Annotated in this window: 35 protein-coding genes; 16 read left to right on the top strand and 19 right to left on the bottom strand. The window is 61.4% G+C overall.

The window, feature by feature from the left end:
- Positions 1–39: 39 nt before the first annotated feature.
- On the bottom strand, positions 40–1,077 hold the full coding sequence (locus tag MOV63_RS24435; RefSeq protein WP_247037788.1) for an aldo/keto reductase: 1,038 nt from the start codon (positions 1,075–1,077) through the stop codon (positions 40–42).
- Between the two features lie 24 nt (positions 1,078–1,101).
- Positions 1,102–2,298: an MFS transporter gene (locus tag MOV63_RS24430; RefSeq protein WP_247037786.1), complete on the bottom strand. Its 1,197-nt coding sequence runs from the start codon at positions 2,296–2,298 to the stop codon at positions 1,102–1,104.
- A 387-nt stretch (positions 2,299–2,685) separates the two neighbouring features.
- Here MOV63_RS24430 and MOV63_RS24425 point away from each other — a divergent pair, with 387 nt between their 5' ends.
- Entirely contained in the window at positions 2,686–3,579 is an 894-nt protein-coding gene (locus MOV63_RS24425) for a LysR family transcriptional regulator (protein WP_247037784.1), read from the top strand.
- A 110-nt stretch (positions 3,580–3,689) separates the two neighbouring features.
- Positions 3,690–4,025, top strand: a complete 336-nt coding sequence (locus MOV63_RS24420; RefSeq protein ID WP_038540969.1) for a hypothetical protein — start codon at positions 3,690–3,692, stop codon at positions 4,023–4,025.
- A 25-nt stretch (positions 4,026–4,050) separates the two neighbouring features.
- Here MOV63_RS24420 and MOV63_RS24415 read toward each other — a convergent pair whose 3' ends face one another.
- Positions 4,051–4,710 (bottom strand): glutathione S-transferase family protein, encoded by a 660-nt coding sequence (locus MOV63_RS24415; RefSeq protein WP_247037783.1) that lies wholly within the window; start codon positions 4,708–4,710, stop codon positions 4,051–4,053.
- 321 nt (positions 4,711–5,031) lie between these two features.
- A complete protein-coding gene (locus MOV63_RS24410) occupies positions 5,032–5,754 on the bottom strand; it encodes a gamma-glutamylcyclotransferase (protein ID WP_247037781.1) in 723 nt (240 codons plus the stop codon).
- Positions 5,755–5,993: 239 nt separating this feature from the next.
- Here MOV63_RS24410 and MOV63_RS24405 point away from each other — a divergent pair, with 239 nt between their 5' ends.
- On the top strand, positions 5,994–6,881 hold the full coding sequence (locus MOV63_RS24405; RefSeq protein ID WP_405029376.1) for an alpha/beta fold hydrolase: 888 nt from the start codon (positions 5,994–5,996) through the stop codon (positions 6,879–6,881).
- A 20-nt stretch (positions 6,882–6,901) separates the two neighbouring features.
- A complete protein-coding gene (locus MOV63_RS24400; protein WP_157885083.1) occupies positions 6,902–7,048 on the top strand; it encodes a hypothetical protein in 147 nt (48 codons plus the stop codon).
- Positions 7,049–7,077: 29 nt separating this feature from the next.
- Here MOV63_RS24400 and tam read toward each other — a convergent pair whose 3' ends face one another.
- Positions 7,078–7,848, bottom strand: a complete 771-nt coding sequence (gene tam / locus MOV63_RS24395) for a trans-aconitate 2-methyltransferase (RefSeq protein ID WP_247037777.1) — start codon at positions 7,846–7,848, stop codon at positions 7,078–7,080.
- A gap of 193 nt (positions 7,849–8,041) precedes the next feature.
- On the opposite strand from tam, the gene MOV63_RS24390 reads away from it, so the two are divergent.
- Complete coding sequence (locus MOV63_RS24390) at positions 8,042–8,926, top strand: branched-chain amino acid aminotransferase (protein WP_247037775.1); 885 nt, start codon at positions 8,042–8,044, stop codon at positions 8,924–8,926.
- A gap of 36 nt (positions 8,927–8,962) precedes the next feature.
- Here MOV63_RS24390 and MOV63_RS24385 read toward each other — a convergent pair whose 3' ends face one another.
- From MOV63_RS24385 to MOV63_RS24360, 6 genes are all read right to left on the bottom strand, one after another.
- Positions 8,963–9,280: a type II toxin-antitoxin system RelE/ParE family toxin gene (locus tag MOV63_RS24385; RefSeq protein WP_038540980.1), complete on the bottom strand. Its 318-nt coding sequence runs from the start codon at positions 9,278–9,280 to the stop codon at positions 8,963–8,965.
- Positions 9,277–9,522 (bottom strand): type II toxin-antitoxin system ParD family antitoxin, encoded by a 246-nt coding sequence (locus MOV63_RS24380; protein ID WP_244447481.1) that lies wholly within the window; start codon positions 9,520–9,522, stop codon positions 9,277–9,279. Before MOV63_RS24380 ends, MOV63_RS24385 begins: the two co-directional genes overlap by 4 nt.
- 102 nt (positions 9,523–9,624) lie before the next feature.
- Positions 9,625–9,912: a type II toxin-antitoxin system RelE/ParE family toxin gene (locus MOV63_RS24375; RefSeq protein WP_247037773.1), complete on the bottom strand. Its 288-nt coding sequence runs from the start codon at positions 9,910–9,912 to the stop codon at positions 9,625–9,627.
- 7 nt (positions 9,913–9,919) lie between these two features.
- Positions 9,920–10,156, bottom strand: a complete 237-nt coding sequence (locus MOV63_RS24370; RefSeq protein ID WP_247037771.1) for a CopG family ribbon-helix-helix protein — start codon at positions 10,154–10,156, stop codon at positions 9,920–9,922.
- Positions 10,157–10,216: 60 nt separating this feature from the next.
- A complete protein-coding gene (locus MOV63_RS24365) occupies positions 10,217–10,948 on the bottom strand; it encodes a sulfite exporter TauE/SafE family protein (RefSeq protein ID WP_247037800.1) in 732 nt (243 codons plus the stop codon).
- A gap of 166 nt (positions 10,949–11,114) precedes the next feature.
- Positions 11,115–11,429, bottom strand: a complete 315-nt coding sequence (locus MOV63_RS24360) for a hypothetical protein (protein ID WP_247037767.1) — start codon at positions 11,427–11,429, stop codon at positions 11,115–11,117.
- A gap of 189 nt (positions 11,430–11,618) precedes the next feature.
- On the opposite strand from MOV63_RS24360, the gene MOV63_RS24355 reads away from it, so the two are divergent.
- The gene (locus MOV63_RS24355; RefSeq protein ID WP_247037765.1) at positions 11,619–12,221 is read left to right on the top strand and encodes a superoxide dismutase; all 603 of its coding nucleotides are present in this window, start codon (positions 11,619–11,621) and stop codon (positions 12,219–12,221) included.
- A 58-nt stretch (positions 12,222–12,279) separates the two neighbouring features.
- Here the strand turns inward: MOV63_RS24355 and MOV63_RS24350 are convergent, their stop codons facing one another.
- On the bottom strand, positions 12,280–13,074 hold the full coding sequence (locus tag MOV63_RS24350; RefSeq protein ID WP_247037763.1) for a DUF1828 domain-containing protein: 795 nt from the start codon (positions 13,072–13,074) through the stop codon (positions 12,280–12,282).
- Between the two features lie 598 nt (positions 13,075–13,672).
- Between MOV63_RS24350 and MOV63_RS24345 the strand changes: the two genes are divergently transcribed.
- Positions 13,673–14,515 (top strand): metallophosphoesterase, encoded by an 843-nt coding sequence (locus MOV63_RS24345; protein WP_247037761.1) that lies wholly within the window; start codon positions 13,673–13,675, stop codon positions 14,513–14,515.
- Between the two features lie 2 nt (positions 14,516–14,517).
- Here MOV63_RS24345 and MOV63_RS24340 read toward each other — a convergent pair whose 3' ends face one another.
- Positions 14,518–15,162 carry a ThuA domain-containing protein gene (locus tag MOV63_RS24340; protein ID WP_247037759.1) on the bottom strand — a complete coding sequence of 215 codons (645 nt, stop codon included), beginning with the start codon at positions 15,160–15,162 and terminating at the stop codon, positions 14,518–14,520.
- A 96-nt stretch (positions 15,163–15,258) separates the two neighbouring features.
- Positions 15,259–15,948 carry a YafY family protein gene (locus MOV63_RS24335; RefSeq protein ID WP_247037757.1) on the bottom strand — a complete coding sequence of 230 codons (690 nt, stop codon included), beginning with the start codon at positions 15,946–15,948 and terminating at the stop codon, positions 15,259–15,261.
- A gap of 135 nt (positions 15,949–16,083) precedes the next feature.
- Here MOV63_RS24335 and MOV63_RS24330 point away from each other — a divergent pair, with 135 nt between their 5' ends.
- The 5 genes from MOV63_RS24330 (at position 16,084) to MOV63_RS24310 (ending at position 18,958) form a co-directional block, all read left to right on the top strand.
- A complete protein-coding gene (locus MOV63_RS24330; RefSeq protein WP_038541008.1) occupies positions 16,084–16,716 on the top strand; it encodes a LysE family translocator in 633 nt (210 codons plus the stop codon).
- Between the two features lie 181 nt (positions 16,717–16,897).
- Positions 16,898–17,338: a cytochrome c gene (locus MOV63_RS24325; protein ID WP_247037755.1), complete on the top strand. Its 441-nt coding sequence runs from the start codon at positions 16,898–16,900 to the stop codon at positions 17,336–17,338.
- Positions 17,339–17,418: 80 nt separating this feature from the next.
- Positions 17,419–18,333, top strand: coding sequence for a cytochrome c (locus MOV63_RS24320; protein ID WP_247037753.1), 915 nt, complete (start codon positions 17,419–17,421; stop codon positions 18,331–18,333).
- A 44-nt stretch (positions 18,334–18,377) separates the two neighbouring features.
- Positions 18,378–18,632: a type II toxin-antitoxin system HicA family toxin gene (locus MOV63_RS24315; protein WP_038541017.1), complete on the top strand. Its 255-nt coding sequence runs from the start codon at positions 18,378–18,380 to the stop codon at positions 18,630–18,632.
- The gene (locus MOV63_RS24310) at positions 18,629–18,958 is read left to right on the top strand and encodes a type II toxin-antitoxin system HicB family antitoxin (protein ID WP_038541020.1); all 330 of its coding nucleotides are present in this window, start codon (positions 18,629–18,631) and stop codon (positions 18,956–18,958) included. Before MOV63_RS24315 ends, MOV63_RS24310 begins: the two co-directional genes overlap by 4 nt.
- Before the next feature lie 16 nt (positions 18,959–18,974).
- Here MOV63_RS24310 and MOV63_RS24305 read toward each other — a convergent pair whose 3' ends face one another.
- A complete protein-coding gene (locus MOV63_RS24305; protein WP_405029375.1) occupies positions 18,975–19,463 on the bottom strand; it encodes a GNAT family N-acetyltransferase in 489 nt (162 codons plus the stop codon).
- 544 nt (positions 19,464–20,007) lie between these two features.
- Between MOV63_RS24305 and MOV63_RS24300 the strand changes: the two genes are divergently transcribed.
- Together MOV63_RS24300 and MOV63_RS24295 are read left to right on the top strand one after the other, a co-directional pair.
- Positions 20,008–20,301 (top strand): DUF6516 family protein, encoded by a 294-nt coding sequence (locus MOV63_RS24300; RefSeq protein ID WP_038541026.1) that lies wholly within the window; start codon positions 20,008–20,010, stop codon positions 20,299–20,301.
- On the top strand, positions 20,288–20,650 hold the full coding sequence (locus tag MOV63_RS24295; RefSeq protein WP_247037751.1) for a transcriptional regulator: 363 nt from the start codon (positions 20,288–20,290) through the stop codon (positions 20,648–20,650). The genes MOV63_RS24300 and MOV63_RS24295 overlap by 14 nt, the downstream gene beginning before the upstream one ends.
- A gap of 19 nt (positions 20,651–20,669) precedes the next feature.
- On the opposite strand, the gene MOV63_RS24290 is transcribed toward MOV63_RS24295, so the two are convergent.
- On the bottom strand, positions 20,670–21,083 hold the full coding sequence (locus MOV63_RS24290; protein ID WP_038541031.1) for a helix-turn-helix domain-containing protein: 414 nt from the start codon (positions 21,081–21,083) through the stop codon (positions 20,670–20,672).
- A 153-nt stretch (positions 21,084–21,236) separates the two neighbouring features.
- Positions 21,237–21,797 carry a hypothetical protein gene (locus tag MOV63_RS24285; RefSeq protein WP_247037749.1) on the bottom strand — a complete coding sequence of 187 codons (561 nt, stop codon included), beginning with the start codon at positions 21,795–21,797 and terminating at the stop codon, positions 21,237–21,239.
- Positions 21,798–21,924: 127 nt separating this feature from the next.
- Between MOV63_RS24285 and dmeR the strand changes: the two genes are divergently transcribed.
- Both dmeR and dmeF read left to right on the top strand, forming a co-directional pair.
- Positions 21,925–22,197, top strand: coding sequence for a Ni(II)/Co(II)-sensing transcriptional repressor DmeR (gene dmeR / locus MOV63_RS24280; RefSeq protein ID WP_247037747.1), 273 nt, complete (start codon positions 21,925–21,927; stop codon positions 22,195–22,197).
- Positions 22,198–22,217: 20 nt separating this feature from the next.
- Positions 22,218–23,201 (top strand): CDF family Co(II)/Ni(II) efflux transporter DmeF, encoded by a 984-nt coding sequence (gene dmeF / locus MOV63_RS24275; protein ID WP_247037746.1) that lies wholly within the window; start codon positions 22,218–22,220, stop codon positions 23,199–23,201.
- A 9-nt stretch (positions 23,202–23,210) separates the two neighbouring features.
- On the opposite strand, the gene MOV63_RS24270 is transcribed toward dmeF, so the two are convergent.
- The gene (locus MOV63_RS24270; RefSeq protein ID WP_038541043.1) at positions 23,211–23,486 is read right to left on the bottom strand and encodes a hypothetical protein; all 276 of its coding nucleotides are present in this window, start codon (positions 23,484–23,486) and stop codon (positions 23,211–23,213) included.
- Positions 23,487–23,782: 296 nt separating this feature from the next.
- Positions 23,783–24,298, bottom strand: a complete 516-nt coding sequence (locus MOV63_RS24265; RefSeq protein ID WP_247037744.1) for a DUF1697 domain-containing protein — start codon at positions 24,296–24,298, stop codon at positions 23,783–23,785.
- Positions 24,299–24,485: the final 187 nt, after the last annotated feature.

Raw genomic sequence — 24,485 nt, 5'->3', positions numbered from 1 at the left:
ATTCTGTGACGGATCAACCACCCGAGTTTTCGGGTAGCGTCAGCCGGCGATGGGCGGGTTAAGGCGGGCAAAGCCTTCCTGGCGCCGATAGGGGAAATGCGGGTAGGGGGCGGTGACAGTGCTTGCCGCATCGAGCCTGGCGATCTGCTCCGGTGTCAGCGACCAGCCGACGGCCCCGAGATTCTGGCGAAGCTGTTCCTCGTTGCGGGCGCCTATGATCACCGAGGAGACGGTCGGGCGGCTGACAAGCCAGTTGATCGCCACCTGCGGCACCGTCTTGCCCGTCTCGTCCGCCACCACCTGCAACGCATCGACCACCCGGTAGAGCAGTTCGTCTTCGACAGGCGGGCCGAAATCCGCCGTCTCATGCAGGCGGCTGCCTTCCGGAAGCGGTTTGCCGCGGCTGATCTTGCCGGTGAGCCGTCCCCAGCCGAGCGGGCTCCAAACCAGCGCACCGAGCCCCTGGTCCATGCCCAAGGGCATCAGGTCCCATTCGTAGTCGCGGCCGACCAGCGAATAATAGACCTGGTTCACGACATAACGCGTCCAGCCATGTTTCTCGGCGGCGGCGAGCGATTTCATGATCTGCCAGCCGGAGAAGTTCGAGACGCCGATATAGCGCAGCTTGCCATCCTTCACGAGCTGGTCGAGCGTCGAGACGACCTCTTCGACCGGCGTCGAGGCGTCGAAGGCGTGCAGCTGGAAAATGTCGATATGGTCGGTGCCGAGCCGTTTTAGCGCAGCATCCACCGCGCCGATCAGCCGGGAACGAGAGGAACCCCAGTCACTCGGCCCGTCGCCGGTCGGCAAGCTGGCCTTGGTGGAGATCAGCACTTGGTCGCGCCGACCCTTGATCGCCTCTCCCAGCACCTCTTCCGAAGCGCCGGCCGAATAGACGTCGGCGGTGTCGAACAGGTTGACGCCGGCCTCGAGGCAGATGTCGACGAGGCGGCGGGCTTCCTCGACGTCGGTCGTGCCCCAGTGGCTGAACAGCGGTCCGGAGCCGCCGAACGTGCCGGCTCCAAAGCTCAAGACCGGCACTCTGAGGCCGGATTGTCCGAGATTGCGGTATTCCATGGTCGTGATCCTTCGGTGTGTCGGTTATTCGGCCGGGCAGGAGAGGGCGGGTGCGCCGCTGATGGCGGTCTCGCGCTTGTCCAGCCGGATGGCGAAGAGGGCGACGGCAAGCGCTGCGAGCGGTACGAGGCCGGCGATCAGGGTGACCGAGCCGAGACCGGGGCCATGGTCGATGACCACGCCGCCGAGCCAGGCGCCGATCGCATTGCCGAGGTTGAAGGCGGCGATGTTGAACGACGAGGCAAGCCCCTGGCCGGCACCCTCGGCCTTCTGCAGCACCCAGATCTGAAGCGGCGAGACGGTGGCGAACGCTGCGGCGCCGAACAGGCCGATGGCGATGACGGCCAGCACCGGCTGGTGGATCGCCGCCGTCAGCGCCAGCAGCACGACCGAGAGCGCGATGAGGCTGGCGACGATGGTCGGCACCAGATGACGGTCGGCAAGCCACCCGCCGGCCAGATTGCCGATCACCAGGCCGCCGCCGAAGACAAGCAGGATCGGCGAAACGGCGGCTTCCGAAAAGCCGGTGATCTGGGTCAGGATCGGCGCGATATAGGTGAAGCCCGCAAACACGCCGACCCAGCTCAGCACGGTGATCAGAAGCCCGAGCAGAACCGAGCGGCGGCCGAGCACGGCAAGCGCGCCCTGCGAGTTCGCTGCCTGATTGTCCGTGGTCTTGTCCTTCGGGACGAACAGCGCGATGACAGCGAGCGCCACGAGGCCGATCAGGGTGACGGCAAAGAAGGTCGAGCGCCAGCCATACGCCTGGCCGAGCCAGGTGCCGAAGGGCACGCCGAGAATATTGGCGACCGTCAGCCCGGTAAACATGATGGCGATGGCCGAAGCCTTTTTGTTCGGGGCAACCAGGCTGGTGGCGACCACCGAACCGACGCCGAAGAACGAGGCATGCGCGAACGCGGTCAGCACCCGGGCGGCCATCAGCGTCCAATAGTCGGGTGCCAGCGCACAGGCGAGGTTGCCGACGGTGAACACCACCATCAGGCTCATCAGCAGGGTCTTGCGCGACCATTTGCCGGTCAGCATGCCGAGGATGGGCGCGCCGACGACGACGCCGAGCGCGTAACCGGAGATCAACAGGCCGGCGGCCGAGATCGATACGCCGAGATCTTTGCTGACGTCGATCAGCAGGCCCATGATGACGAATTCGGTGACCCCGATGCCGAAGGCACCGGCCGTCAGCGCGTGGAGAGCGAGAGGCATTGGCTTGGATCCTTGTCCTTGGGAGGAAGGAATGGAGTTTGATGCACCGCAATATCGTCACCTCGGACTTGCGTGTGTAGCCGCGTAAGCGGATAATCATTTGTGAATTGAAATCACAGGTGACATTGATGGTGGAGCAAGACCGCCCCCCTCTGGCCTGCCGGCCATCTCCCCCTCGGGTGGGGAGATTGGCTGGGCGCCTGCTCACCGCTCTACACTCGACGTCTCATCCGGGGCGCCGACCAACCAGGGGACGACGGTTTGTTTGGAAGCGGCGATCGCGCCACTTGTGATCTCCCCACCCGTGGGGGAGATGGCCGGCAGGCCAGAGGGGGGCGCCGCGGCAGAACGGTCATGATCGGAAATTGAAAGCGAGGATCGAACACGATGGACAACCGCGCCGGAGAAATGGAAGTCTTTGCCCTGGCCGCCGAGCTCAAGAGCTTCTCGGCCGCCGGTCGCAAGCTAAAGCTCTCCCCCTCCGCCGTCAGTAAACTCGTCACCCGGCTGGAGGACCGGCTCGGCACCCGCCTGGTGGTCCGTTCCACCCGCATGCTGCAGCTGACGCCGGAGGGCGAGACCTATCTGGCGCGGGCACAGCGCATCCTGGCCGAGATCGCCGATACGGAGGAAATGGTCTCCGGCGGCGGGCGGACGCTGCCGCGCGGGCCGCTGTCGATTAACGCTTCGGTCGGCTTCGGAGAACGTTATGTCCTGCCGCTGACCTGCGAGTTTCAGCAGCTTTTCCCCGATATTCAGCTCGATATCACCCTGACCGACGATATCGTCGATCTCATTCGCGAACGGGTCGACATCGCCATCCGCCACGGGCCGATGCGCAACTCGTCGCTGATGGCGCGAAAGCTCGGCGAGAGCCGCCAGGTGGTGATCGCCTCGCCCGGTTATCTGGAGCGCCACGGCGTGCCGAAGACGCCAGCCGAGCTCATCCATCACAACTGCATCAATTTTAATTTCCGGCGGGCGGTCGAAGGCTGGCCTTTTCGTGATCCGAAAACCGGCAGCCGGGAGCTGTTGCCGGTTTCCGGAAACCTGAAGGCGAGCAACGGCTCGATCATCCGGCAGTTCTGCCTGGATCATCTCGGCATCGGCCGGGTCGGGCGTTTCCATGTCGAACCGGATATCGAGGCCGGCCGGCTCGTGCCGGTTCTGGAGGATTTCAATCCCGAAGATATCGAGGAAATCCATGCCGTTTACGCCGGCCATGAGCACCTCGCCCTGCGCATTCGCACCTATATCGACTTTATCGCGGCACGACTTTAAGAGACCGCCCCGGTCACGTTGATCGGCAAACGTGTCTTTCAGGCCACAGTTTCGCCTTGCATTGGTCAATTTTGCCACCCACATCGGCTGGATTAGGAGAATCTAATCCCATGAATGACCAGCTGAATGAAATCATCGCCCGGATACGGGCGGAGGTGGCTGCCGGTTCGGCCGATCGCTCGCATGTCGCCATGTCGATGGAGGACCTGCTGCTGCTTGTTCAGAACTTTGAAAGCCTCCGTTCCGAGCGGGAGGAGCTGCGCCGCAGGGCGGAGCTGCATGCCGACGTGATCGAGGCGGTGAGGGTTTTTATGGAAGCCTATCGCGACAAATACAAGAACTACGGCAGCGGCGGCGTGCGCCCAAGTGCAGTCCTGCGCCACGAGGTGTGGCGCGTCTATGCTGCGATGCGCGGTCTGCCGATCGCCAATGACAGCATGTTCTGAAGCCCGCTACTGCCGGTGACCCATCCTAGTCCCGATCCGGTGCGCCGAGCGGGAAGAACGAGCGGTAAGGCCGCGCCTCGTCCACCGCGCGCGCAAAAGACGGCCGGGCGAGCAGCCGCTTGCGATAGGCCCGCACATGGGCGAACTGCTCGCCGATCCGGTGCGTCCAGTCCGCATAGAAGAGGGCGGGCGCCGCGGCGCAGTCGGCGAGGCTGAATGCCCCTCCGGCCGCCCATTCCCGGTCCGCCATGCGCTGGTCGAGCCAGCCATAGGCGGCGTCCAGCATGTCGCGGGCTTCCTGCACGCCATAGGGATCGCGGCTCTCTTCCGGGCGGATGGCGTTGAAGACGACCTTCTGCTGTGGGATGGAGACGTAGTTGTCGAAAAAGCGGTCCATCATCCGCACATCGAGCGCCGCGTCCGCGTCGTCCGGGATCAATTTTACCGGGCCGGGATAATGCTGGCCGAGATATTCGATGATGATCGAGGATTCGAAGACCCGTTTCTCGCCGTCGATCAGGATTGGAAAACGCTTCACCGGCCACATGCTGCAGAGATCCTGGTAAGCCGAAGGATCCTCCGGCCCGAGCATGCGGGTGTCGAAGTCGGTGCCGTTCTCATAGAGCGCGGTCAGCACCTTCTGGCAGTAGGACGAGAATGGATGTGAATACAGAACCGGACGCATGACGGCCTCCCATAACCGATTGCGAATTGAAACTGGTTTAGGAATAGCTCAGCCGATTGCTTTTTGCAACTGGTTTTGTGGTGAGGCGATTTCAAACCTCTTCTGACGAGATCGCCAGCCCCCTCTGGCCTGCCGGCCATCTCCCCCACGGGTGGGGAGATCACATGCGGCTCGACCTTCGCCCAATATTGGCCTGCGCGGAATAGTAGCGTCTGTTTCTTGGGAGACGCCGGCGCTCCCAGCCGATCTCCCCACCTGTGGGGGAGATGCCCGGCAGGGCAGAGGGGGGCTGACACGGCACGACCTCTCCCATTTCCCGCCTCACGCCCCGACCGCAACCGCCTCCCGCACATGCATCACCCGGATCTCCTTCGCCACCATCTCCTGCAACCGCCAGAGATTGCGGTCGCGGATGCCGAATTCGGCGAGATGCACGACGGTATTGTAGAGGTATTCGGCACAGGAGCCCCGATGCCCGCAGGCGCGCGCCAGAACCTTTGCGACCTCGTCGAGCGGCAGCAGCGGCCGGACGATGCGCTTGCTGGTGCCGCCGACCCAGAAGGTCAGCGCCCGCACGGTCTCGCCGGCCTGGGTGCGGACCGGCAGCCAGCGGAACGAGGCGAGGCTGTCGCGATGGCTGACTTCACGGCGTAGCGCTTTTTCGATCTGGACGCGCTTGTCGTCGTCGGCCACCCGATAGATCACCCCATCGCAGCGGCCGCCGCGCGACAGCATCATCATCAGCCCCGGCTGTGCCGGCGAGCCGCGACCGCGCTCGATTCTCAGCGAAAAGGAGCGATGCCAGCCGAACGCGGCGGCCCGCTGGCAGGCGATGCTATCGAAGCCCGGCTTCCAGATCAGCGAGCCATAGGCGAACACCCAAAGCGGATCCTCGCCGATTTCCGCGGCCAGCCGATCGGCGATCTCGATGAAATCGTCGTCGGTCAGCGGCTCCCATGTGGCCGGCTGCCCGGGATCGATCTCCTCGCGAAAGCAAAGGTCGACCAGGTCCTGCGTCAGCGACAATGTGGATGGTTTCGGCATGGCTTCGAACGGCTTTTCGGGCAGGACGACGAAAACGGGAAGGGTCGAGAGTGCAAGCCGAACCGGCCCGAGTCAACCATTTTGCTGCGTTGCGGCTACGCGCCGGGTGCGTCAAGCTGGAGAACCGCCGACGTCGCCGCGATGCGAAAAGTCGGCCTGGTGCCACGAAATGGTCACGGAACATTTCCAGCATGAACCTTTCTTGAAGGGCTGGCAGCCAAGGAGCGATGATCATGGACATGACCACCGAAGCCCCCCGGGAGAGGATGCGGGTAAAACACAAGTGGCTCGACCTCAACGGCATCAAGGTGTTTTACCGGGAGGCGGGCAGGGCCGGTGCACCCGTGCTTCTGCTGCCGCATGGCTATCCGTGCTCGTCCTATGAATTCCGCGAATTGATGCCCCGGCTTGCCGATCGATGGCATCTGGTCGCGCCGGATTTTCCGGGCTCGGGCTACACCGACACGCCCTCCGGCTTTGCCTATGATTTCGATGGTTTCACCGGCTTCCTGGACGAGTTCACGCAAACGCTCGGTCTCGACCGTGTCGCGCTCTACCTCCACGATTTCGGGTCGCAGATCGGTCTGCGCCTGGCGATCCGGCACCCGGAGAAGATCGCCGCGCTGATCATCCAGAACGGCGATATCTATGAGGACGCGCTTGGTCCCAAATATGCCGCCCTGCAGGAATTCTGGCGCAACCCGACCGAGGAAGGCCGCCGCAAGATCGCCAGCGTCGTCAACGAGGAGGGTTTCAGGGAGGAGTTCCTCAACGAAGTGCGGCCGGAGATCGCCGAACGCATCTCGCCCGACCTTTGGAAACTGCATTGGGCCTTGATGGACGAGCCGCGGCGGCAGATCGCGGTCGATGTCATCGCCGGGCTGCGCGAGAACGTCGCCTGGTTTCCGCGTTATCAGCAATATCTGCGCGATCGCCAGCCGCCGACCCTGATCGTCTGGGGTCCCCAGGACGGCTACATGCCGGAAAAATCCGCCCGCGCGTTCCTGCGCGACTTGCCGAGGGCGGAACTTCATCTTCTCGATGGTGGTCATTGGCTGCTGGAAACCAATCTCGACGAGGTCGCCCCGCTCATCCGCGACTTCCTTGGCCGGGTACATTCCGGTTGAGGGCCGGGGGAGAGTTTTTGATGCGTTGGCTTTTTATCGCGGTGCTGATGATCCTGGTCGGTTGTGTCCTCAGCATCATCTGGATGAATGATTCTGGTCTCGGCCGGATCGAAGTCACGCAGCCCCAGGCGCAAAACCCGCTGGCCCCGCCGCCGGGCACCCCTTGAAGCCGCCGAGCACGCCTTGAAGCCGCCCTTCAGGCTTTCACTGCGACGATGAAGAACCGCGGGAAGCGCAACAGCACCCGCCCGTCGGCCATCGGCGGGTAGGCCTTGGCAATGCGGGCGGTATAGTCGGCCGCAAAGGCTTCGGCATGAGCAGGGCCGGCGGCGTCGAGATAGGGGCGGAGCCCGGTCGCCTTGACCCATTCGACGATCGCATGCGCATCGCCAAGCGGATGGTAATAGACCGTGTGCCAGACGTCGACGCGAACTGATTTAGGCACCAGCCGGTCGAAATAGGCGGTCGGCTGCGGCAGCACCGGCCGGCGAACCCTGCCGCCTTCGAAGGCTGCCTTCCACGGGCCGGCGGCACCGGTCTCCTCCATCAGCGTGTGGCTGGGTTCGGAGAGGTTGTCCGGCATCTGCACGGCCAGCACGCCGCCAGGCGCCAGGTGGTCCATCAGCCGGGCGAGCACGGAAATATGGTCCGGCACCCATTGGAAGACGGCGTTGGCGTAAAGCAGGTCGGCCGGCTCTTCCGGCACCCAGGTCTTCAGATCGGCCTTGGTGAATTGCGTGCCGGGCAGGCGCTTGCGCGCCGCCGTCAGCATGTTGTCGTCACTGTCGAGGCCGGTGACATTGGCGGCCCCGAACCGTGCCGCGATCAGCTCCGTAGAATTGCCCGGACCGCAGCCGAGGTCATAGGCGCGAGCCACTGAGGCAAGCGGCACCTGCGCCAGAAGATCGCGCGCCGGCCGCGTCCGCTCGTCCTCGAATTTCACATATTGCTCCGCAGACCATGCCATTTCCAGCTTCCTTCGATCTTGTCTCGCTGAAACATGCCACTCCGGCACCCCGGTCTCCATGGTCAAAAATATCAATTTTTGTGATGATCCATCTCATATTATCGCTTGACCTCGGTGGCGGCCCCGGACTTCACTCACCCTCAATTTTGAAGCGCCTCACGCGAATGACCCCGGAATGACCAAGGAGATCGCCATGCCCGTCAACACAGCCCCGCGTACCACCACCTGGACGTTCGTGGACAGCGAATGGCTGGAGGGCAATCCGAAGCTGATCGGACCGACCTCGCATGCCATGTGGCTCGGCTCCACCGTGTTCGATGGCGCCCGCTGGTTCGATGGCATCGCGCCGGACATCGACCAGCATTGCCAGCGCGTCAACCGCTCGGCCAGGAACATGGGCATGCAGCCGGTGATGCAGCCCGAGGAGATCGAGGCGCTCGCCTGGGAAGGCGTCAAGAAGTTCGACGGCAAGACGGCGATCTACATCAAGCCGATGTACTGGTCGGAACACGGCATGCCCTACAGCGTCGTCACCGCCGATCCCGAATCGACCCGCTTCGCGCTCTGCCTGTTCGAGGCGCCGATGCAGACCGCCAAACCCTCGTCGCTCACCGTCTCGCCCTATCGCCGCCCGAACCCGGAAGTGGCGATGACCGGCGCCAAGACCGGCAGCCTTTATCCCAATAGCGGCCGTATGATCATGGAAGCGCGCAACCGCGGCTTCGACAATGCGCTCGCCCGCGACATGAACGGCAACGTCGCCGAAACCGCGTCCTCGAACATCTTCATGGTCAAGGACGGGGTGATCATGACGCCGGTCGCCAACGGCACGTTCCTTGCCGGCATCACCCGCTCGCGCGTCATCAACCTCCTGCGCCTCGGCGGTTTCGACGTGCGCGAGATGACGCTGACGGTCGAGGATTTCATGGATGCCGACGAGATCTTCACCTCCGGCAACTATTCCAAGATCGTGCCGGTCAACCGTTTCGAGGAACGCCAGCTCCAGGAAGGCCCGGTCGCCCGCAAGGCGCTGGAACTCTACATGGACTGGGCCCGCTCCCCCGGCGACGAGGCCTGAAACCTCCAGGCGGCGGCGTGTGAGGCAGGCGATAAGTTAGAATTCGTCGTCTTCGACGTCGTCCGCGCCGGTAAGGCTTTTGCCACCATAAAGAATACGAGCAATCGTGACGGTATTCTCATCCACGCGGAAGGCGATGGTTGCCTTTCGGCGATACCCCACGAGCCTCAAGCCCGGCTCTACGTCGTTGCGGAGGGTTCCCCGTTTGGGGAAAGTGCTGAAGCCATTGCAATGGTCAATGATCCTGCGGATATAAGCACGCGCGAAATCATCTCCGGTCTTGCCTGACAGGTAATCGAACAGATCGGCCAGATCCAGACGCGCTTCGAGGGAGAGGATGACTGAATATTTCATGCACCGATCGATCTTCGATCCCTGGTCTGCATGTATTCTTCAAGTTCTTTTCTCGTCTCTTCAATCGTGCGCCCCCTGCTGGGATCGGCATCATGCGCTCTCAGCGCCGGCACGACCTCATCCCGCAGCCAGCTCTCTATGCCCGCATCATGGTCCGCCAGATACCGCAATCCTTCGGCGACCACCTCGCTTTCGTCAGCAAATTCGCCGGACGCGACTTTCTTCTGGACGAGTTCGGCCATGTCTTCCGACAGGGAGATGGTAATCGATCGGTTCGGGCGCATCGGTCTGTTCCTGTTCTCGGGCAAGCCTATCACAATCGGGCAAGGCGCGCTATTTCGCTCTCACACCTTGTCAGGCCATTCCTGGGCGCCATGCTGGACGAAAAGCACTTCCACCTGGTTTTCCGTCACACGATAGGCGACGACGTAAGGCGTGCTGACGATCACCAGCTCGCGCGTGCCGCTGATTTCACCGAGGCGCCCGATAAATGGATTGTCCGATAGCAGCCGGGTGGTCTTCGAGTGGATCTCGTGCACGACGCGGGCTGCCGCGCGCGGGTTACGCTCGCCGATATAATCTCCGATGCTTGCTAATTCTCGTAGATAGCGCCGGGTGAAAACGATCCGCACGGGAAGCTTAAGCCGGCCCGTACTTGGTCAACACGGCAGCGATTTCCGCCTCCGTCGCGAAACTGCCGTTGTCTGCGTCGGCAAGCCCTGCCTCCACCCCAGCGATCCACTTTTCCTGCCAGGCGAGCGAGCGACCGTGAGCCAGCGCGTCTTCGATGATCTGCCCGCGCGTCAGCCTGGAGCGGGCCGCGAGCTGGTCGACACGGCGGCTGAGGTCCTCGGAGATTTCGGCGTCGTTCTTCATGAGATAAGTCTGCCATATTCCACGTGCGGCCGCCAGTCTGGCCGGTCGTATGTCCTCCCCTCACACAAGCCGGACCGCGGCCGTGCCGATGATGATCATCGAGACGGCGATCATCAGGGGTTTGACCGGCAGGTAGCGGACGATGAAGGCGCCGATCGGGGCGGCCAGGATGCCGCCGAGGATGAGGCCGAGGGCAGAAGAGAGTTCCGACCAGCCGAGCGCCATGATGAAGGTTGCGGAAATCAGGGTGGTGACGGCGAATTCGGTGAGGTTGGTGGAGCCGATCACCTTCTTCGCGTCGTGGCCGCGGCCGAGCAGCGAACTGGTGACGATCGGCCCCCATCCGCCGCCGCCCATCGCATCGAGCAGTCCGCCAGCGCCGCCGACATAAGGCACGATCCAGTCGCGCACGTCGCGCGGAAACTTCGGCTGAAAGGCCTTGTAGAGGATGAACAGGCCGATGGCGATCAGGTAGACCGAGACGAAGGGTTCGATCGCCTTGCCGTCGATATTCGACAGAACATAGGCGCCGATCGCCCCGCCGATCATACCGGCCGGCGCAAGCCTTGCCACCAGCCGCCAATCGACGTTGCGGTTATAGAGATGCGACAGTCCCGAGGCGGCGGTGGTGAAACACTCCGTCACGTGGGTCATGGCGCTTGCAGCCGCGGGCGCGACGCCGATGGCAAGCAGACTGGTCGTCGTCAGCACCCCAAAGGCCATGCCGAGCGCCCCGTCGACGACCTGTGCGAAGAAGCCTATGGCAACGAAGATCAGGAAATCAGACGTCAGGAAGTCGAGCGACATGCAGCCTCCTCTTTGCCACGGGCGTTCGCTTTCAATCCGCAGGCGTGAAGAAAGGTTCCCGTTTTACCCGCGCGGGAAGGTCGCCAGACGAGCGGAAAAATTGTCGGCCCATCGTCGTGGTCGCGCATCTGCGCCGCCTGATCCGGTGAGACTATTTCACTGTCAGCTTGTCTGCGGAGATTTGGCCGCCGATCTCGGCCTTGCGGGTCTTCTTGTCGAAGGCGCAGATCGTGCTGATCGTCACGTTGGCGCCGACCGCCTTGCCGGAGACGATGGCGAGCCCGTAGCTCTGGCTGCCGAAGGGATCGACCAGTGCCTTGCCGTTCTCGATCAGCCCTTTGGCGGCGGTCACGCAGGCCTTGGCCACCTCCGAGCGGAAGTTGGACCAGGCGTCGTCCGAGGCGGCGTGCGTAACGGTGACGCCGGATGCGAGGAGGACGGCGGCAAGAGCAAAAGTGGTCTTCATCAAACGGGCTCCGAATCGTGATCTGGCCCGTTTCTTGTATCTCGAAATTTCAGCAAGTTCTTGACCCGATTGGCTTGATTTTTGGCAAAGTTACCGTTGCCTCTTGGGCCTTGCGCTCCTATGTTCCCGCACGACGCTTTACCCAGGTATCTGCCGAACCCAGGTAGCTATCGAACAAGGAGTAGACCAATGGCTTTCGAACTTCCCGAACTCCCCTACGACTACGAAGCCCTTTCGCCCTTCATATCGAAAGAGACGCTCGAATTCCACCACGACAAGCATCACAAGGCTTATGTCGACAACGGCAACAAGCTCGCTGCCGAAGCCGGCATGGCTGATCTGTCGCTCGAGGAGGTCGTCAAGAAGTCCTTCGGCACCAACCAGGGCCTCTTCAACAACGCTGCCCAGCACTACAACCACGTCCATTTCTGGAAGTGGATGAAGAAGGGCGGCGGCGGCACCAAGCTGCCGGGCAAGCTCGAGGCGGCGGTCGCCTCCGATCTTGGCGGCTACGACAAGTTCAAGGCTGACCTGATCGCCGCCGGCACGACGCAGTTCGGCTCCGGCTGGGCCTGGCTTTCCGTAAAAGACGGCAAGCTCGTCATCTCCAAGACCCCGAACGGCGAGAACCCGCTGGTTCACGGTGCAGAGCCGATCCTCGGCGTCGACGTCTGGGAACATTCCTATTACATCGACTACCGCAACGCCCGCCCGAAATACCTCGAAGCCTTCGTCGACAGCCTGATCAACTGGGACTACGTCCTCGAGCGCTACGAAGCCGCCACGAAGTAGTTCTCCGAAACGGGGGTTCTCGACTTTGTCGAGGACCCCCGCAAAAGAATTCAAGCGACTAGGCAGCTAGTTTGCGTAGACTGTTTACTGCCTGAAGTTCATCATCCCGAAAGAAACGCGTTTGAAGCCCGCGGTTAATCGCGCGTTGAAAACGGCGTTCGCCAATTATAGATAATTTTCGCGTGTCTTCAATCAAAGCGATAGTGCTAAGGGTATTTTCTTTCCGAATTCTCTCGATTTCTGTGTGTAAAAGCTCCGCTTCCAGAAATTGGGTGGAGCTATTTACTAAGAACAGTCCGATTTTTTTTCCTATTGTTTGACGAGATATTAGAACGATATCGGCCGGAAACTCGGAAAGCTCGGCTTCAAGGGCGCTACGTTCTGCCATTTCAAAGGTATCGGAGAGAGATTTTCTTATAGCTTCGATCGCGTCTTCCTTAAATGTGGAGCGAATATTTTCTTTTGTCAGCGATTCAATTGTTCTTATTCTGAGGAGTCCCGAGAGAAATCTTACGCTGGCGGCCCCGACATGCTCTAGGGGAATTGAATGAGAGCGAATTTCGAACGTTTCCGTGTCCCAATAAGCACCCGCTTCGGCAAGTAGATTGTCGAGTAGTTGCCTACGCTGGCCGGTTTCGATGTCGATGCCTGATGCAATGAGGTGAGGGAGGAAATCACCGTCATCCTCCAATATTATCCCGTCCTCGGTGTCACGGGCATAGAACGCGATATGGTCACCGCTACCGTCAAAGAACGGCGAATTGATAGCTACGCCTGCCGGAACTGGACGCACAGATATCGCGTCACTGAATGATCGATGCAGCGAACTGAGGATAGATTGGGCGTCGCTCATATGAGGCTTCCCTTTTTATAGTCCATGCGAAAATGTTTTCGAGCCATGTCCCAAAACAAATCAGGTCGTGTTGGCGGGGGCCGCTGTCGGCCTGAGCCTACACCTGGAATTCGTACCGGAACCTTAATGCTGCTTGGGCCAACTTCGAGCCCGCCACGACTGCAATCTGCATGCGCGTGTATCCCAGGGTGGTTTCCATGAAATTCAAGGCGGCTAACTAGTGATCCTTCATCTCCAATCTTCTTTATGAGCCATGCTCGCCAATTGTCTTTTTGTTCGTTGACTTCACAAAGGAGTATATACTCATTTTCGGTGCAATGAGCTTGCGCACTCCGCCATTTCCAACCCGGTTTGAGAGGGCGAGTTTTTGGATAGATACCCGAAAAGCGAGGAGGAAGCGGTTCTGATTTCCAGTTTGTGTCACTTGTAATGGTCTTGGCGCGCACTATTAGATGTCTGACACGCATGCTCGGATGTTCTCTTAGGAATATTGTCTTATTCTACCAAAAATATTGCCCTTGGCTAGTCTTAGTTGTATCCCTCGAGGCAGTTACTTTAGTCATATTCTTGTAATTCAACATGCTTATCTGCATCCTCTATGCCCCACGAAAAACCGCTCCTCCGCTTCGGCGTGATTGCCGATCCGCAATATGCCGACCTACCGCCATGGCTGGAGATGGACCGTTATTACGCCAACAGCCTCGACAAGCTGCGCCAGGCGATCGGCGTGCTGAACGGCGAGGATCTCTCCTTCGTGGTGACGCTCGGCGATCTCATCGACCGCGGCTGGGAGAATTTCGATCCGGTGCTTGCCGTCTATCAGGGCCTGCGCCACGAAAGTTTTCTGATGCCGGGCAACCACGATTTCTTCGTCGCGCCGGCGCAGCTCGGCGATGTCCATGCGCGGCTCGGCATGCCGGCCGCCTGGCACGATTTTGCCCGCGACGGCGTTCGCTTCGTGGTGATCGACGGCAACGAGATCAGCTTGTTTTCAACACCGGAAGACCAGCCGCGCCACGCTTTGGCGCAGCGGCGGCTGGAAACACTGCTTACCGAAGGCGCGATCAACGCCAAGGAATGGAACGGCGGCGTCAGCGACGAGCAGTTCGGCTGGCTGGAGGCGGTGCTTGCGCGGGCAAGTGCTGCTGACGAGAAGGTCGTGGTCATGGGCCATTATCCGCTTTACCCAGAAAACGAGCACAATCTCTGGGGTGCCGAGCGGCTGACCGATCTCTTCGCCCGCTCCGGCAATGTGATCGCCTATCTGAACGGCCATAACCACGTGGGCAATCTCGGCCGGGCCGGAAACACCTGGTACGTCAACTTCAAGGGCATGGTCGATACCGAGGCGGAAAATACCTTCGCGGTGGTCGAGATCTTCGCCGACCGCATCGAGATCATCGGCCATGGCCGAGAGGAAAGCCGCACCCTCGCTCTCTAGGCTCAGCCGCGCGCCGCCCAGGAAAGCCCGCGCCGCAGGATGCTGCGCATCTGCGGATGTTCAAACTCGGCCGCTACATGGCCAAGCGCCGAATAGAAGATCCGTCCCTTGCCGAAATGGCGCTTGAAGACGACGGGCATCGTCACGTTGCGCACCGCCTCGTCATATTCGCCGGTAAAGGTCGTCGTCGCGAGGATTTCGACCGACGGGTCGTAATGCAGGTAATACTGCTCCGACCGGTAGTCGAAATCCGCAATGCCCTGCATCAACGGGTCGTTGGGGCGAGTGACGTTGACGCGGTAGTCGATGATATTGCCGGGATGCGCCACCCAGGTGACCCCGGCAAGATAACGGAAGGCAGCACTCTCCTTGAAGGAGGTTGCAAGCGCCCCGTGGTGGCCGCCAAGCCCGAGCCCGCCACGCACCGCCTTCACAAGCGCATCGGCATGCACCCTTTCCAGCTTTTCGCCGGTAATGATCGGCACCAGCAGATCAGCAGTGGCGATGGTCTGGGAGCCGAAGATGCCGAGATCGCCCGTTATCTCGACCGAAAACCCGTCCTCGCGAAGGATGGCGCCGGTAATGCCGGCGCATTCCTCCGGCTCATGGATCTTCGATCCGCCCCAGACGATAATGGCCTTACGCATTCGATGTCTCCCATGCCCCGCTGATTCCTGACGAAGCGGGCGCAGCATAGGGACAAAGCCGCCGGCTGTCAGGGGAGGGCGAAGGTCACGGGGCGATCACATCGGCGGACTGCTCCAGCCCTGAATCCATAGCGACCGCAGTTTTTCGCCTTCGCCACGGAAGAAATCTTCCGCCAGTTCGCAATGCTCCACCCGGTCGGCGCGAAAATTGCGGATCGCCTGCCTCAGTTCGCACCAGGCGACGATATTGGCCGTCTGCGAATAATAGATCAGCGCCACCGGCCGGATCGTCCGTTCCGTTGCACGTGCATATTCGTCGCGGTAGTCGAGCGCCAGCTTCTGCTCGTCGCGGATCGCCCGGCGCACCATCGCCAGGTCGAGCGCGTCCGGCACCGGCGCGACCGAGCCCCAGGCATGCAGCGCATTGGCGGAAAACGTGCCGGCAAGCGGCGCCGGCACCACGGCGGCGATCTTGCGGTTGACCTGCTTGGCCGCCTGCCGCAACTCCGTGTCGCCGGTCCGTTCCAGCAGCGCGAGGGCCAGCACGATCGCCTCAGTCTCCTCGATCGACAGCATCAGCGGCGGCAGCGTGAAGCCGGGGCGCAGGATATAACCGATGCCGCGCCCGCCTTCGATCGGCACCCGCATCGCCTGAAGCGCCGCGATATCCCGGTAGATGGAGCGCACGGTGACTTCCAGCTGCAAGGCGATCTCCGCCGCCGTCACCGGCTTTCTGGCAAGCCGGAGGATCTGGATGATCTCGAACAGGCGCGAGGCCTTGCGCATGTCGGGTTTCCTTGTGGGCAGACGATCGCTACTGACAACACGCTGTCAGTTGGGCTGCCGTATAGGAGCGCATATCCGATTGAAAAACAAGGCTTCGGCATTCGAAGCCGATTATCCAAGGCTCTGGAAACTGACATGACTTACACCGAAAATCTCTGGCTCTTTTTCACGCTTCTGTTCGGCATCATCGTCGTGCCGGGCATGGACATGATCTTCGTGCTCGCCAATTCGCTGACCCGTGGACGCACGGCGGGCATGGCTGCCACGGCCGGCATCATCGCCGGCGGGCTGGTGCACTCGCTCTATGGCGCGGTCGGCGTCGGCCTGCTCGCAAGCCTGATGCCGGTCCTGTTCAAGCCGCTTTTGATCGTCGGCGCGCTCTACATGGCCTGGATCGGCGTCAGCCTGATCCGCAGTTCGATCACCGTCGATCATGTCGGCCCGGCGGACACGCGGTCGAACTGGGAAGCGTTCCGGCGCGGCGCGGTCACCTGCCTCATCAATCCCAAGGCCTATCTGTTCATGCTCGCCGTCTATCCGCAGTTCCTGCGGCCGGATTTCGGCCCGCTTGCCCCGCAGGCGACAATCATGGCGGCGATGACAGCCACGACCCAGTTCGCGATCTATGGCGGCCTCGCCGCCGCCGCCGGCCACGCGCGACAATTCCTGGTCGGCAACGGCAATGCGACGATCTGGGTCGGACGGATCGCCGGCCTGCTGCTGCTTGCCGTGTCGATGCTGACGCTCTGGGAAGGGTTGATGGCCTGAAGGGCAGGCGACGGCCGTCGGCCAACAGACACAGTTCCTTCATATTCCGTGCCCGACGGGCAACAGGCAGGCCGCTCGCGGCGTCATGACAGGAACGTTACTTTTTTCAAACGCATAAGCCGGCAATCATGATCCTCGCAAAACTGCGCCGGCGTAACCGGCTCGATGAGGAGAAGAATGGATGAAGTTTAAACTGATTGCCGCCGCCGCGGCCGTACTCTGTCTTGGATTTACGGCCGTGACCGCGCAGGAAACCCCAATTGCCAAGCGCCAGGCGCTGATGAAGGGTATTGGCGGCGCAGCCGGCGCTCTGGGTGGTATCGCCAAGGGCGAAAAACCCTATGACCAGGCAGCGGTCCGCACGGCGCTGACCACGATCAGCACCAATATCAAGGCTTTCCCCGATCAGTTCCCGGCAGGTTCCGAGACGGGCGACAAGACCAAGGCGGCACCGGCCATCTGGGAAAAGAACGCCGAATTCCGTGGGAACGCACAGAAGCTCGGCTCCGATGCGGAGGCTGTTCTGGCGTCCATGCCGGCAGATCAGGCCGCTGTCGGCAAGGCCCTGCAGACGCTCGGCGGCACCTGCAACACCTGCCATCAGAATTTTCGCCTGAAGTGATCGCGGCCCTTAGCATCGGGGCGGCCGCAGTTTTCTGCGGCCGTCCTTGCATTGCAAAGTAACGCCAGAGGATGAAGGCAATGGCATCGATATGGTCAAGAATCCTGGCGGCTGGCGTCGTGGTGATCGCCGCCGGCACAGCCATGGCCTGGGCGCCGACCAAGCCCGATCCCTATCCGGATTCCCATTGGGCGGGTCTCGGCGCCCCGGATCTTGCCAAGGGGGAGCAGCTTTTCTGGGCCGGCGGCTGCGCGAGCTGTCATGCCGCGACCGGCGCCACCGGCGATGCACTCAAGGTTCTCTCCGGGGGCAGGGCGCTGCCGAGCCCGTTCGGCACGTTCCATATTCCCAATATCTCGCCCGACCCGAAAGCCGGCATCGGCAACTGGACGCTGGCGCAGTTCGGCAATGCCACCACCCGCGGCGTTGGGCCTGACGGCGAGCACCTTTTTCCGTCTTTCCCCTACGGTTCCTATTCCAGGCTTTCGGCCAAGGATGTCAACGATCTCTTCGGGTACCTGAAGACCCTGCCGGCGAGCCCCAATGTCGCCCCGCCGCACGAGCTGCCGTTCCCCTACAATATCCGCCTGGCGGTCGGCGGCTGGAAATTGCTCTATTTCAACGACCAGCCGCGGGTTGAGCTCGCGTCGCTCGATGACAAGGTCAAGCGCGGCCAGTTCCTGGTCGAAGGGCCTGGCCATTGCGGCGAATGTCATACGCCGCGCGACGCGACGGGCGGTTTTCTCCCCGACCGCTGGCTTGCCGGCGGTCCCAATCCGGAAGGCAAGGGAACCATCCCCAACATCACGCCGGGCTCGAAGAATATCGGTTCCTGGAGCGAGAGCGACATCGCCGGTTATCTCGAAACCGGTTTTACCCCCGATTTCGACACCGTCGGCGGCTCGATGGTCGAGGTACAGCAGAACATCGCCCATCTGCCAAAAAGCGATCTGGAAGCGATCGCGGCCTACCTGAAGGCGGTGCCGGCGAGGTAGGTGGATTGCTTGCAAAATCTGCTAGCATGCATTAAAGTGCTAGCATGAACAGCAAGCAGCGCAAGACGCTTGTCGCCATATTTCAGGATCCGGTGTCGCCGTCCATCGATTGGAGCGACGTCGAAAATCTTTTGATCGCGGTTGGATGCCATCTGCTCGAGGGCAGCGGATCGCGAGTTCGTTTTGAAAAAGACGGATTGGTCGTGTTTTTCCATCGACCCCACCCGGATAAGGAAGCGAAGCGATATCAGATCAAGGATGCGCGGCTTTTTCTGTCTCAGTTAGGAATAGAGCCATGAATGTCTTGGAATATAAGGGATACTCGGCCCGCATCGAATTCGATGCCGAAGACGAGATTTTTGTCGGGCACATTGCCGGCATTGCCGATGTCGTCGGCTTTCACGCCGATTCCGTCGTCGATCTCAAGACCGCCTTCCACGAGGCGGTCGACGATTATCTGGAAACCTGTGAACGACTTGGAAGATCTCCGCACAAGCCCTATTCCGGCCGGGTGATGTTTCGCATCGACCCCGACGTTCACGCCCGTGCCGCAAAAGCAGCGGAGCTGGCTGGAAAAAGCCTCAACGAATGGGCAGGCGAAATCCTGGCCAAGGCCGCCGGATAGGCCTCGGCCGCAGATTTCACGCCAGCGCCTGCGTGTAGCGCATGCCGGTGACCGGGCGCGGCTTGAAATCCATCTGTTCGTAGAAGCGGTGGGCGGCGAAATTGCCGGTGGCGGCGCTGACCGAAAGATAGTCGCAGCCGGCATTTTTGGCGATTTCGCGGGCGCGTGACACGAGATGCTGGCCGATGCCGTGGCCGCGATGGCCGTCTCGCACGAAGAGATGGTGCAGGTCCATGCCGCGGGTGCCTTCCTGCGCCCGGTAGAGCGGCACGAGGATGGCGTAGCCGATCAGATCCGAGCCGGTATCGGCAACAAGCGCGCTGATCCAGGGCATGGCGCCGAACAGGTCACGCTCGAGTTTTTCGGGGGTGATGGCGGCGGGGTCGTTGTGATGCGCGGCAAGCAGCGCGATCATTTCGTTGAGTTCCGGCAGGTCGCGCGATTTCGCGTTGCGGATCGTCACGACCGGCGGGCGGGGCAGGGTGATATCGGTATCTTCCGTCATTTCCGGCATCCTTTTTCGGTCTTCTTGCCGTCAGGTGCCGTTTGAAACAACAAAGCCGCCTGACGGCGGCTTGTTGACATGGTGATCTGTCGAGCCGCCCTTTAAAGGAAGGCCCAAAAATACGAGCAGGCGGTGGTTGTGCGCGTGTTGATCATGGCGCTTAGATGCTCCCGATCTCAAATCTTGTCAAGCGTGATCCGCGAAACGGCTGGCGGCCGCCACGATCGCCTCCGCCATGCCCTGATCGGCTGTGGAATGGCCGGCATTCTCGATCATCACCAACTCGGACGACCGGCTTGCCGGCTGGATTGCCGGAAAGGGCAAAGAAGATCCGGTTGCCGTCGGGCCTGTCGAGGAAGCCGGTCTGGTATGGGGCGAGGGCGGGGAAGAGGGTGGGCGGCGTGGTTGGCATCTGTTCGGTCATCTGCATTCCTTCCCGTTGCGTCTCCACCCCGCCCGTCCAATGCGCGGTTCCGATAGGCGCCTTCCTGCTTGCCGATTGCTCGTGATGGAGTATATTACATCAGGCATCACGAGGCCTCGAATGGCGAAAGCGACATTGGTTCAGAGGACGCGTAGCTATCTGCGGGAAGGCGTGTTCGTTGAAGTCGTGATCTGGCAGGTGCCGGCTTCGCTACGCGGAAGCGCTCATGAATTCAAGTACAGCATGGCGCTGGTGGCCGGAGGCGAGTGCGTGTTGCGATATGACAATGAAGCCGGAAAAGGCGATCACAGGCATTTCGGTACGCTGGAAACAGCCTATTTTTTCAAGGATATCGACCAGCTCTTGGCCGATTTCACTGCCGACGTGAGAGGATGGCTGCGTGACAACCCTTAAGGTGAAGATCGAAACGCTCGAACAGTCCATGGCGTCGGTTTCTGAAGCCGTAAAGGCGTCCAAAGTCGGTGAGCGCAGGCCCGCGACGAGTGTATTGTCATTTCCTTCCTGGGAGATGCTCCATCGTGTTCTGGCGCCGAAACGGCTCGAAATCGTGCAGGCTATGACGGGCCAGGGGCCTTTGAGCGTTCGAGAGGTGGCCCGCAGGGTCGACCGGGATTTCAAGGGTGTGCACAGCGACGTGGACATGTTGCTGGTCAGTGGCGTGATCGATAAGGCCGAGGGCGGGGGGATCGTCTTTCCCTATGATCGTATCCACCTGGAATTCGACATCGAGGCTGCCGCTTAAGGCAAGCCGTCGCCGCCCTTCAATGCTCCCCCTCGCACAGCCCGTGGTCGGATAGCGCCCGGATCACATAACAATCCTCGATCGAATGGCCGTCGCAGTGCGAGATGATCCGTTCGAGTTCGTGCTCCAGCTTCTTCAGCTTTTCGATCTTTTCGCGCACGGCGACCAGATGATCGGCGGCGATCCTGTCGGCGTTGACGCAAGGGAGGTCGGGGTGCTGGCTGAGCGCGATCAGTTCGCGGATCGCCGGGATGTCGAGCCCGAGGTCGCGGGCGTGTCGGATGAAGGCGAGCCGTTCGAGGTCGTTTCGCTCATACCGTCGCTGGTTGCCCTCCGAACGTTCCGCCGCTTCGATAAGACCCATCTGCTCGTAATAGCGGATGGTCGGCACCTTGACGCCGGTGCGTTTCGAAAGGTCGCCGATCGACAGCATGGCTGAAAATTCCTCTTGTAGCTCTAGTCACTAGAGGAATTATCTAGTCAGTCATCGGCATGAAGGCAAGCGGGGGACATGGCGCCGGTCGCCCAACGTAAAACGGCCACAGCCCTGGCTGACAAGGCTGCGGCCGCTGAAGGCTCTATAACCTTACATGGAGAGCAGCGGATCGTCCTCGGTGCCGTTCTGCTGCTGCTGTTGTTGTTTCTGCGCGTTGCCCTGCGCCAGGGCCGCTGGATTGCCGCCCAAGTCCATCGTCGCTTCCTGTTTCTGGCCGTTGACGCCCATGGCTTCGAGGATCGCCTTGCGGATATCCGCCTCGACCGCCTCGCGGTCTTTCGCCGACATGATCTTGAGATCGTGTTCGGTGAGATCCTTGTCCTTGAGATATTGTTCGCGGATGCGCTCGGCGAAGGTCTTCTTGGCGAGACCCAAGAATTCGTCCTCGTCTTTCGTCGAGGGCGCTTCGCCAAGCCAGGTATCGCCGGGGTTCTGATCGATGTCGACACCCTGGCTTTCCATCGTCCAGAGGCTGTCGGCCAGTTTCGCGCCGAACACCGTGTCGCTGCCGGTCATGCCGCCCGATACGGACTGCCGCGGCGCCGCGTAGTCATTGGCGCTGCCGCCCGAAGCATTCTTGTCGCCGCTGTTCTTGCCAAGGATGCCATAAAGAGATGCGTAATATGGGTTGGTGCTGCCAATTGTCGTCATCGCGACTCTCCTTGTGTGAGACCACTAGCGGCTTAGGTCCCGAAACCTGCACGGAGCTTTCGGATTCCACTTGTGTCGGCCGTGCATGGAAAGATAGGATACCCCCCTATATTACGTGGAGACGTCCGTGGCGCATACCATTCGGGAAAAGGCAAAGCTTCTGGCGCGGGTGCGCCGGTTGAAGGGGCAGATGGAGGCGGTCGAGCGGGCGCTCGAGGCCGAAGCGCCTTGCGGCGAGGTGCTGCAACTGCTCGCCTCGATCCGCGGCGCGCTCGCCGGGCTGACCGGCGAGGTCATGGAAGATCACCTCCATGAGCATGTGCTGCATGCCGACAATGAAAAACAGAGGGCGCAGGCGGTGGACGAACTCGCCGAGGCGCTCCGCACCTATATCCGCTGATCGAAACGAAGGAGAAGACAATGGCCCATTCCATCGAGGAGCTGGAGCACGAGCACGTGTTTCTGGGCGCCGACCATGAGCGCAACGAGCGCAAGGTCTGGCTGGTGATCGCGCTGACCGCCGCGATGATGGTGGCGGAAATCGTCGCCGGCTCGGTCTTCGGTTCGATGGCGCTGACAGCCGACGGCTGGCACATGTCCACTCATGCCGGCGCCATGCTGATTGCGGCGCTCGCCTATCTCTATGCCCGCCGCCAGGCCCGCAATCCGCGCTACACGTTCGGCACCGGCAAGCTTGGCGATCTCGCCGGTTTCGCCAGTGCCATCGTGCTCGCCCTGATCGCGCTGTTGATCGCCTGGGAGAGTTTTGCCCGCCTCGCCAATCCGGTTGCGATCGATTTCGACCAGGCGATCTTCGTGGCCGTAGCCGGGCTGGCGGTCAACCTGCTCAGCGCCTGGCTGCTGCGGGAGGATCATCATCCCCATGACGGCGGCCACGCCCATGACGGCGGTCATCATCATGGCGGCCATCACGGACACCACGGTCATCATGGCGCCCATGCGCACGGGGCTGCCAAGGATCACAATCTGCGCGCCGCCTACCTGCATGTTCTTGCCGATGCGCTGACCTCGGTGCTGGCGATCGTCGCGCTCGCTCTCGGCCGGTCCTACGGCTGGTCCTGGCTGGACCCGGTCATGGGTGTGGTCGGCGGCCTGGTGATCGCCCGCTGGTCCTGGGGGCTGATCCGGGTGACCGCGACGATATTGCTGGATGCGCAGCCGGATGACCAGGAACTGGCAGGCAAGATCCGCCGGAGCGTCGAGACGGAGGAGGACAGGATTTCCGACCTGCATGTCTGGCAGGTAGGGCCGGGGCACCATGCGGCAATCGTCGCGCTGGTCACGCCAAACCCCCAGGCGCCGTCCTTCTACAAGGATAAGCTCCGGAGCATCCGGGATCTGTCGCATGTGACGGTGGAGGTCACGCCGGCTCAAGCAGCGTAGAAGGGCATTTTAGAATTCGGCGAATTCCTGGTAACGGCCTTCGACCCAGTCCTGCTGGGCGGCCCGCACCTGCATGTCGACGTTTGCGGAACCCGCATCGTCGATTTCCATGACCCAGAGCGCGTTGGCAAGCGAAGGCGACAGCAGCGTGCTGCTTCCCGTCAGGGCATTCGGAGAACGCTGGGCGGCGACAGTCTCGCGCTGGGGCGCTTCTTCGACTTTCCGGTCCATCTCTTGTGCCCGGTTGGGATAATAATAGCCGTTGAGGCCGCTATCGATCTTCATGGCGAAACGCCCGTGTTCAGAATGGTTAACAAATAGTTAACGCACGAAGCTTGCGCGAGGCTTGCGTCTGATGTTTCGGTTTGACGGCAGGGGCTTGACAAAAAAATGACAATGAACGGCTGTTCGGCGCGTTCCGCATCCGTTCTGGTTGCTGATAAACCTGTCGGATATCGCTCTGCGGGTCCCTAGCCGCTCAAGGTAAAGCCGCTCTGGCGGGCGAAATCCGAGTCACGCCCGGGACGTGAAAGATGACAGCATGGCAGACGATCGGAATGACGGTGCCTGCCATCGGACGTTCAGCCTTCCATGACGCGGGCCATTTCGGCGAGCTTGCGCACGGTGTTGAGATTGCGCGACGTACCTGGTTTCAGCGCCGGCAGCTTCAGCTTCGATTTGCCCGAGCCGATCGGATAATGGACATAAATCTCGCGCCCGGCGACGACCGCCTCTTCGCCGTCCGGCGCGACCATCTTGTCGAGTGCATCCTTGGCGGCCTTCTCGGGCAGGAAATGTACGAGCAGGAAATTCGGCTTGGCATCGGGGAAGGGCGCGTTTTCGACGATCGCCTCCAGCTCTCCGGTGGAGCGCACCATCACGCCCGGCTTCCTGCCGAACTTCCGACCCAGCGCCTCGTCGAGCTTGTCGGCCACCTTTGCCTCCGCCTCATCTGACCGGAACAGCACATTGCCGCTCTGGATATAGGTCTTGACGTCGGCGAAGCCGAGGGTTTCGCAGAGGGATTTCAGTTCGGTCATCTGCAGTGCGGTGCCGGCGACGTTTACGGCGCGAAGCAGGGCTACGTAGACGGTCATGTCTTCCCCTCCCGAAGGCAACCCGTTAGCGCGTTCCGGTGTCGCCGGACTTGCATTGAAGGGCATCGCGCATCCGCCCCCCTTGTAACTTCCCTTTATCCGCTTTTGGCGATTTACTGCCAGATGCGGTGGCGGATGGGAGACCGAACCTCCCTTGGGACATCAAGCCCGTGGCAGAGCCTGGGTC

It is taken from the genome of Neorhizobium sp. SHOUNA12A (assembly GCF_023006505.1).
Classification (GTDB): Bacteria; Pseudomonadota; Alphaproteobacteria; order Rhizobiales; family Rhizobiaceae; genus Neorhizobium.
The sequence above is the reverse complement of the archived record's forward strand: the minus strand, read 5'-3'. Positions and strand labels throughout refer to the sequence as shown.

What these genes read in the sequence shown, in the direction of transcription:
- MOV63_RS24435 (WP_247037788.1), bottom strand. Translation starts at nt 1,077, where the DNA reads ATGGAATACCGCAATCTCGGACAATCCGGCCTCAGAGTGCCGGTCTTG.
- MOV63_RS24430 (WP_247037786.1), bottom strand. Translation starts at nt 2,298, where the DNA reads ATGCCTCTCGCTCTCCACGCGCTGACGGCCGGTGCCTTCGGCATCGGG.
- MOV63_RS24425 (WP_247037784.1), top strand. Translation starts at nt 2,686, where the DNA reads ATGGACAACCGCGCCGGAGAAATGGAAGTCTTTGCCCTGGCCGCCGAG.
- MOV63_RS24420 (WP_038540969.1), top strand. Translation starts at nt 3,690, where the DNA reads ATGAATGACCAGCTGAATGAAATCATCGCCCGGATACGGGCGGAGGTG.
- MOV63_RS24415 (WP_247037783.1), bottom strand. Translation starts at nt 4,710, where the DNA reads ATGCGTCCGGTTCTGTATTCACATCCATTCTCGTCCTACTGCCAGAAG.
- MOV63_RS24410 (WP_247037781.1), bottom strand. Translation starts at nt 5,754, where the DNA reads ATGCCGAAACCATCCACATTGTCGCTGACGCAGGACCTGGTCGACCTT.
- MOV63_RS24405 (WP_405029376.1), top strand. Translation starts at nt 5,994, where the DNA reads ATGACCACCGAAGCCCCCCGGGAGAGGATGCGGGTAAAACACAAGTGG.
- MOV63_RS24400 (WP_157885083.1), top strand. Translation starts at nt 6,902, where the DNA reads ATGCGTTGGCTTTTTATCGCGGTGCTGATGATCCTGGTCGGTTGTGTC.
- tam (WP_247037777.1), bottom strand. Translation starts at nt 7,848, where the DNA reads ATGGCATGGTCTGCGGAGCAATATGTGAAATTCGAGGACGAGCGGACG.
- MOV63_RS24390 (WP_247037775.1), top strand. Translation starts at nt 8,042, where the DNA reads ATGCCCGTCAACACAGCCCCGCGTACCACCACCTGGACGTTCGTGGAC.
- MOV63_RS24385 (WP_038540980.1), bottom strand. Translation starts at nt 9,280, where the DNA reads ATGAAATATTCAGTCATCCTCTCCCTCGAAGCGCGTCTGGATCTGGCC.
- MOV63_RS24380 (WP_244447481.1), bottom strand. Translation starts at nt 9,522, where the DNA reads ATGGCCGAACTCGTCCAGAAGAAAGTCGCGTCCGGCGAATTTGCTGAC.
- MOV63_RS24370 (WP_247037771.1), bottom strand. Translation starts at nt 10,156, where the DNA reads ATGAAGAACGACGCCGAAATCTCCGAGGACCTCAGCCGCCGTGTCGAC.
- MOV63_RS24360 (WP_247037767.1), bottom strand. Translation starts at nt 11,429, where the DNA reads ATGAAGACCACTTTTGCTCTTGCCGCCGTCCTCCTCGCATCCGGCGTC.
- MOV63_RS24355 (WP_247037765.1), top strand. Translation starts at nt 11,619, where the DNA reads ATGGCTTTCGAACTTCCCGAACTCCCCTACGACTACGAAGCCCTTTCG.
- MOV63_RS24350 (WP_247037763.1), bottom strand. Translation starts at nt 13,074, where the DNA reads ATGAGCGACGCCCAATCTATCCTCAGTTCGCTGCATCGATCATTCAGT.
- MOV63_RS24345 (WP_247037761.1), top strand. Translation starts at nt 13,673, where the DNA reads ATGCCCCACGAAAAACCGCTCCTCCGCTTCGGCGTGATTGCCGATCCG.
- MOV63_RS24340 (WP_247037759.1), bottom strand. Translation starts at nt 15,162, where the DNA reads ATGCGTAAGGCCATTATCGTCTGGGGCGGATCGAAGATCCATGAGCCG.
- MOV63_RS24335 (WP_247037757.1), bottom strand. Translation starts at nt 15,948, where the DNA reads ATGCGCAAGGCCTCGCGCCTGTTCGAGATCATCCAGATCCTCCGGCTT.
- MOV63_RS24330 (WP_038541008.1), top strand. Translation starts at nt 16,084, where the DNA reads ATGACTTACACCGAAAATCTCTGGCTCTTTTTCACGCTTCTGTTCGGC.
- MOV63_RS24325 (WP_247037755.1), top strand. Translation starts at nt 16,898, where the DNA reads ATGAAGTTTAAACTGATTGCCGCCGCCGCGGCCGTACTCTGTCTTGGA.
- MOV63_RS24320 (WP_247037753.1), top strand. Translation starts at nt 17,419, where the DNA reads ATGGCATCGATATGGTCAAGAATCCTGGCGGCTGGCGTCGTGGTGATC.
- MOV63_RS24315 (WP_038541017.1), top strand. Translation starts at nt 18,378, where the DNA reads ATGAACAGCAAGCAGCGCAAGACGCTTGTCGCCATATTTCAGGATCCG.
- MOV63_RS24310 (WP_038541020.1), top strand. Translation starts at nt 18,629, where the DNA reads ATGAATGTCTTGGAATATAAGGGATACTCGGCCCGCATCGAATTCGAT.
- MOV63_RS24305 (WP_405029375.1), bottom strand. Translation starts at nt 19,463, where the DNA reads ATGACGGAAGATACCGATATCACCCTGCCCCGCCCGCCGGTCGTGACG.
- MOV63_RS24300 (WP_038541026.1), top strand. Translation starts at nt 20,008, where the DNA reads ATGGCGAAAGCGACATTGGTTCAGAGGACGCGTAGCTATCTGCGGGAA.
- MOV63_RS24290 (WP_038541031.1), bottom strand. Translation starts at nt 21,083, where the DNA reads ATGCTGTCGATCGGCGACCTTTCGAAACGCACCGGCGTCAAGGTGCCG.
- MOV63_RS24285 (WP_247037749.1), bottom strand. Translation starts at nt 21,797, where the DNA reads ATGACGACAATTGGCAGCACCAACCCATATTACGCATCTCTTTATGGC.
- dmeF (WP_247037746.1), top strand. Translation starts at nt 22,218, where the DNA reads ATGGCCCATTCCATCGAGGAGCTGGAGCACGAGCACGTGTTTCTGGGC.
- MOV63_RS24270 (WP_038541043.1), bottom strand. Translation starts at nt 23,486, where the DNA reads ATGAAGATCGATAGCGGCCTCAACGGCTATTATTATCCCAACCGGGCA.
- MOV63_RS24265 (WP_247037744.1), bottom strand. Translation starts at nt 24,298, where the DNA reads ATGACCGTCTACGTAGCCCTGCTTCGCGCCGTAAACGTCGCCGGCACC.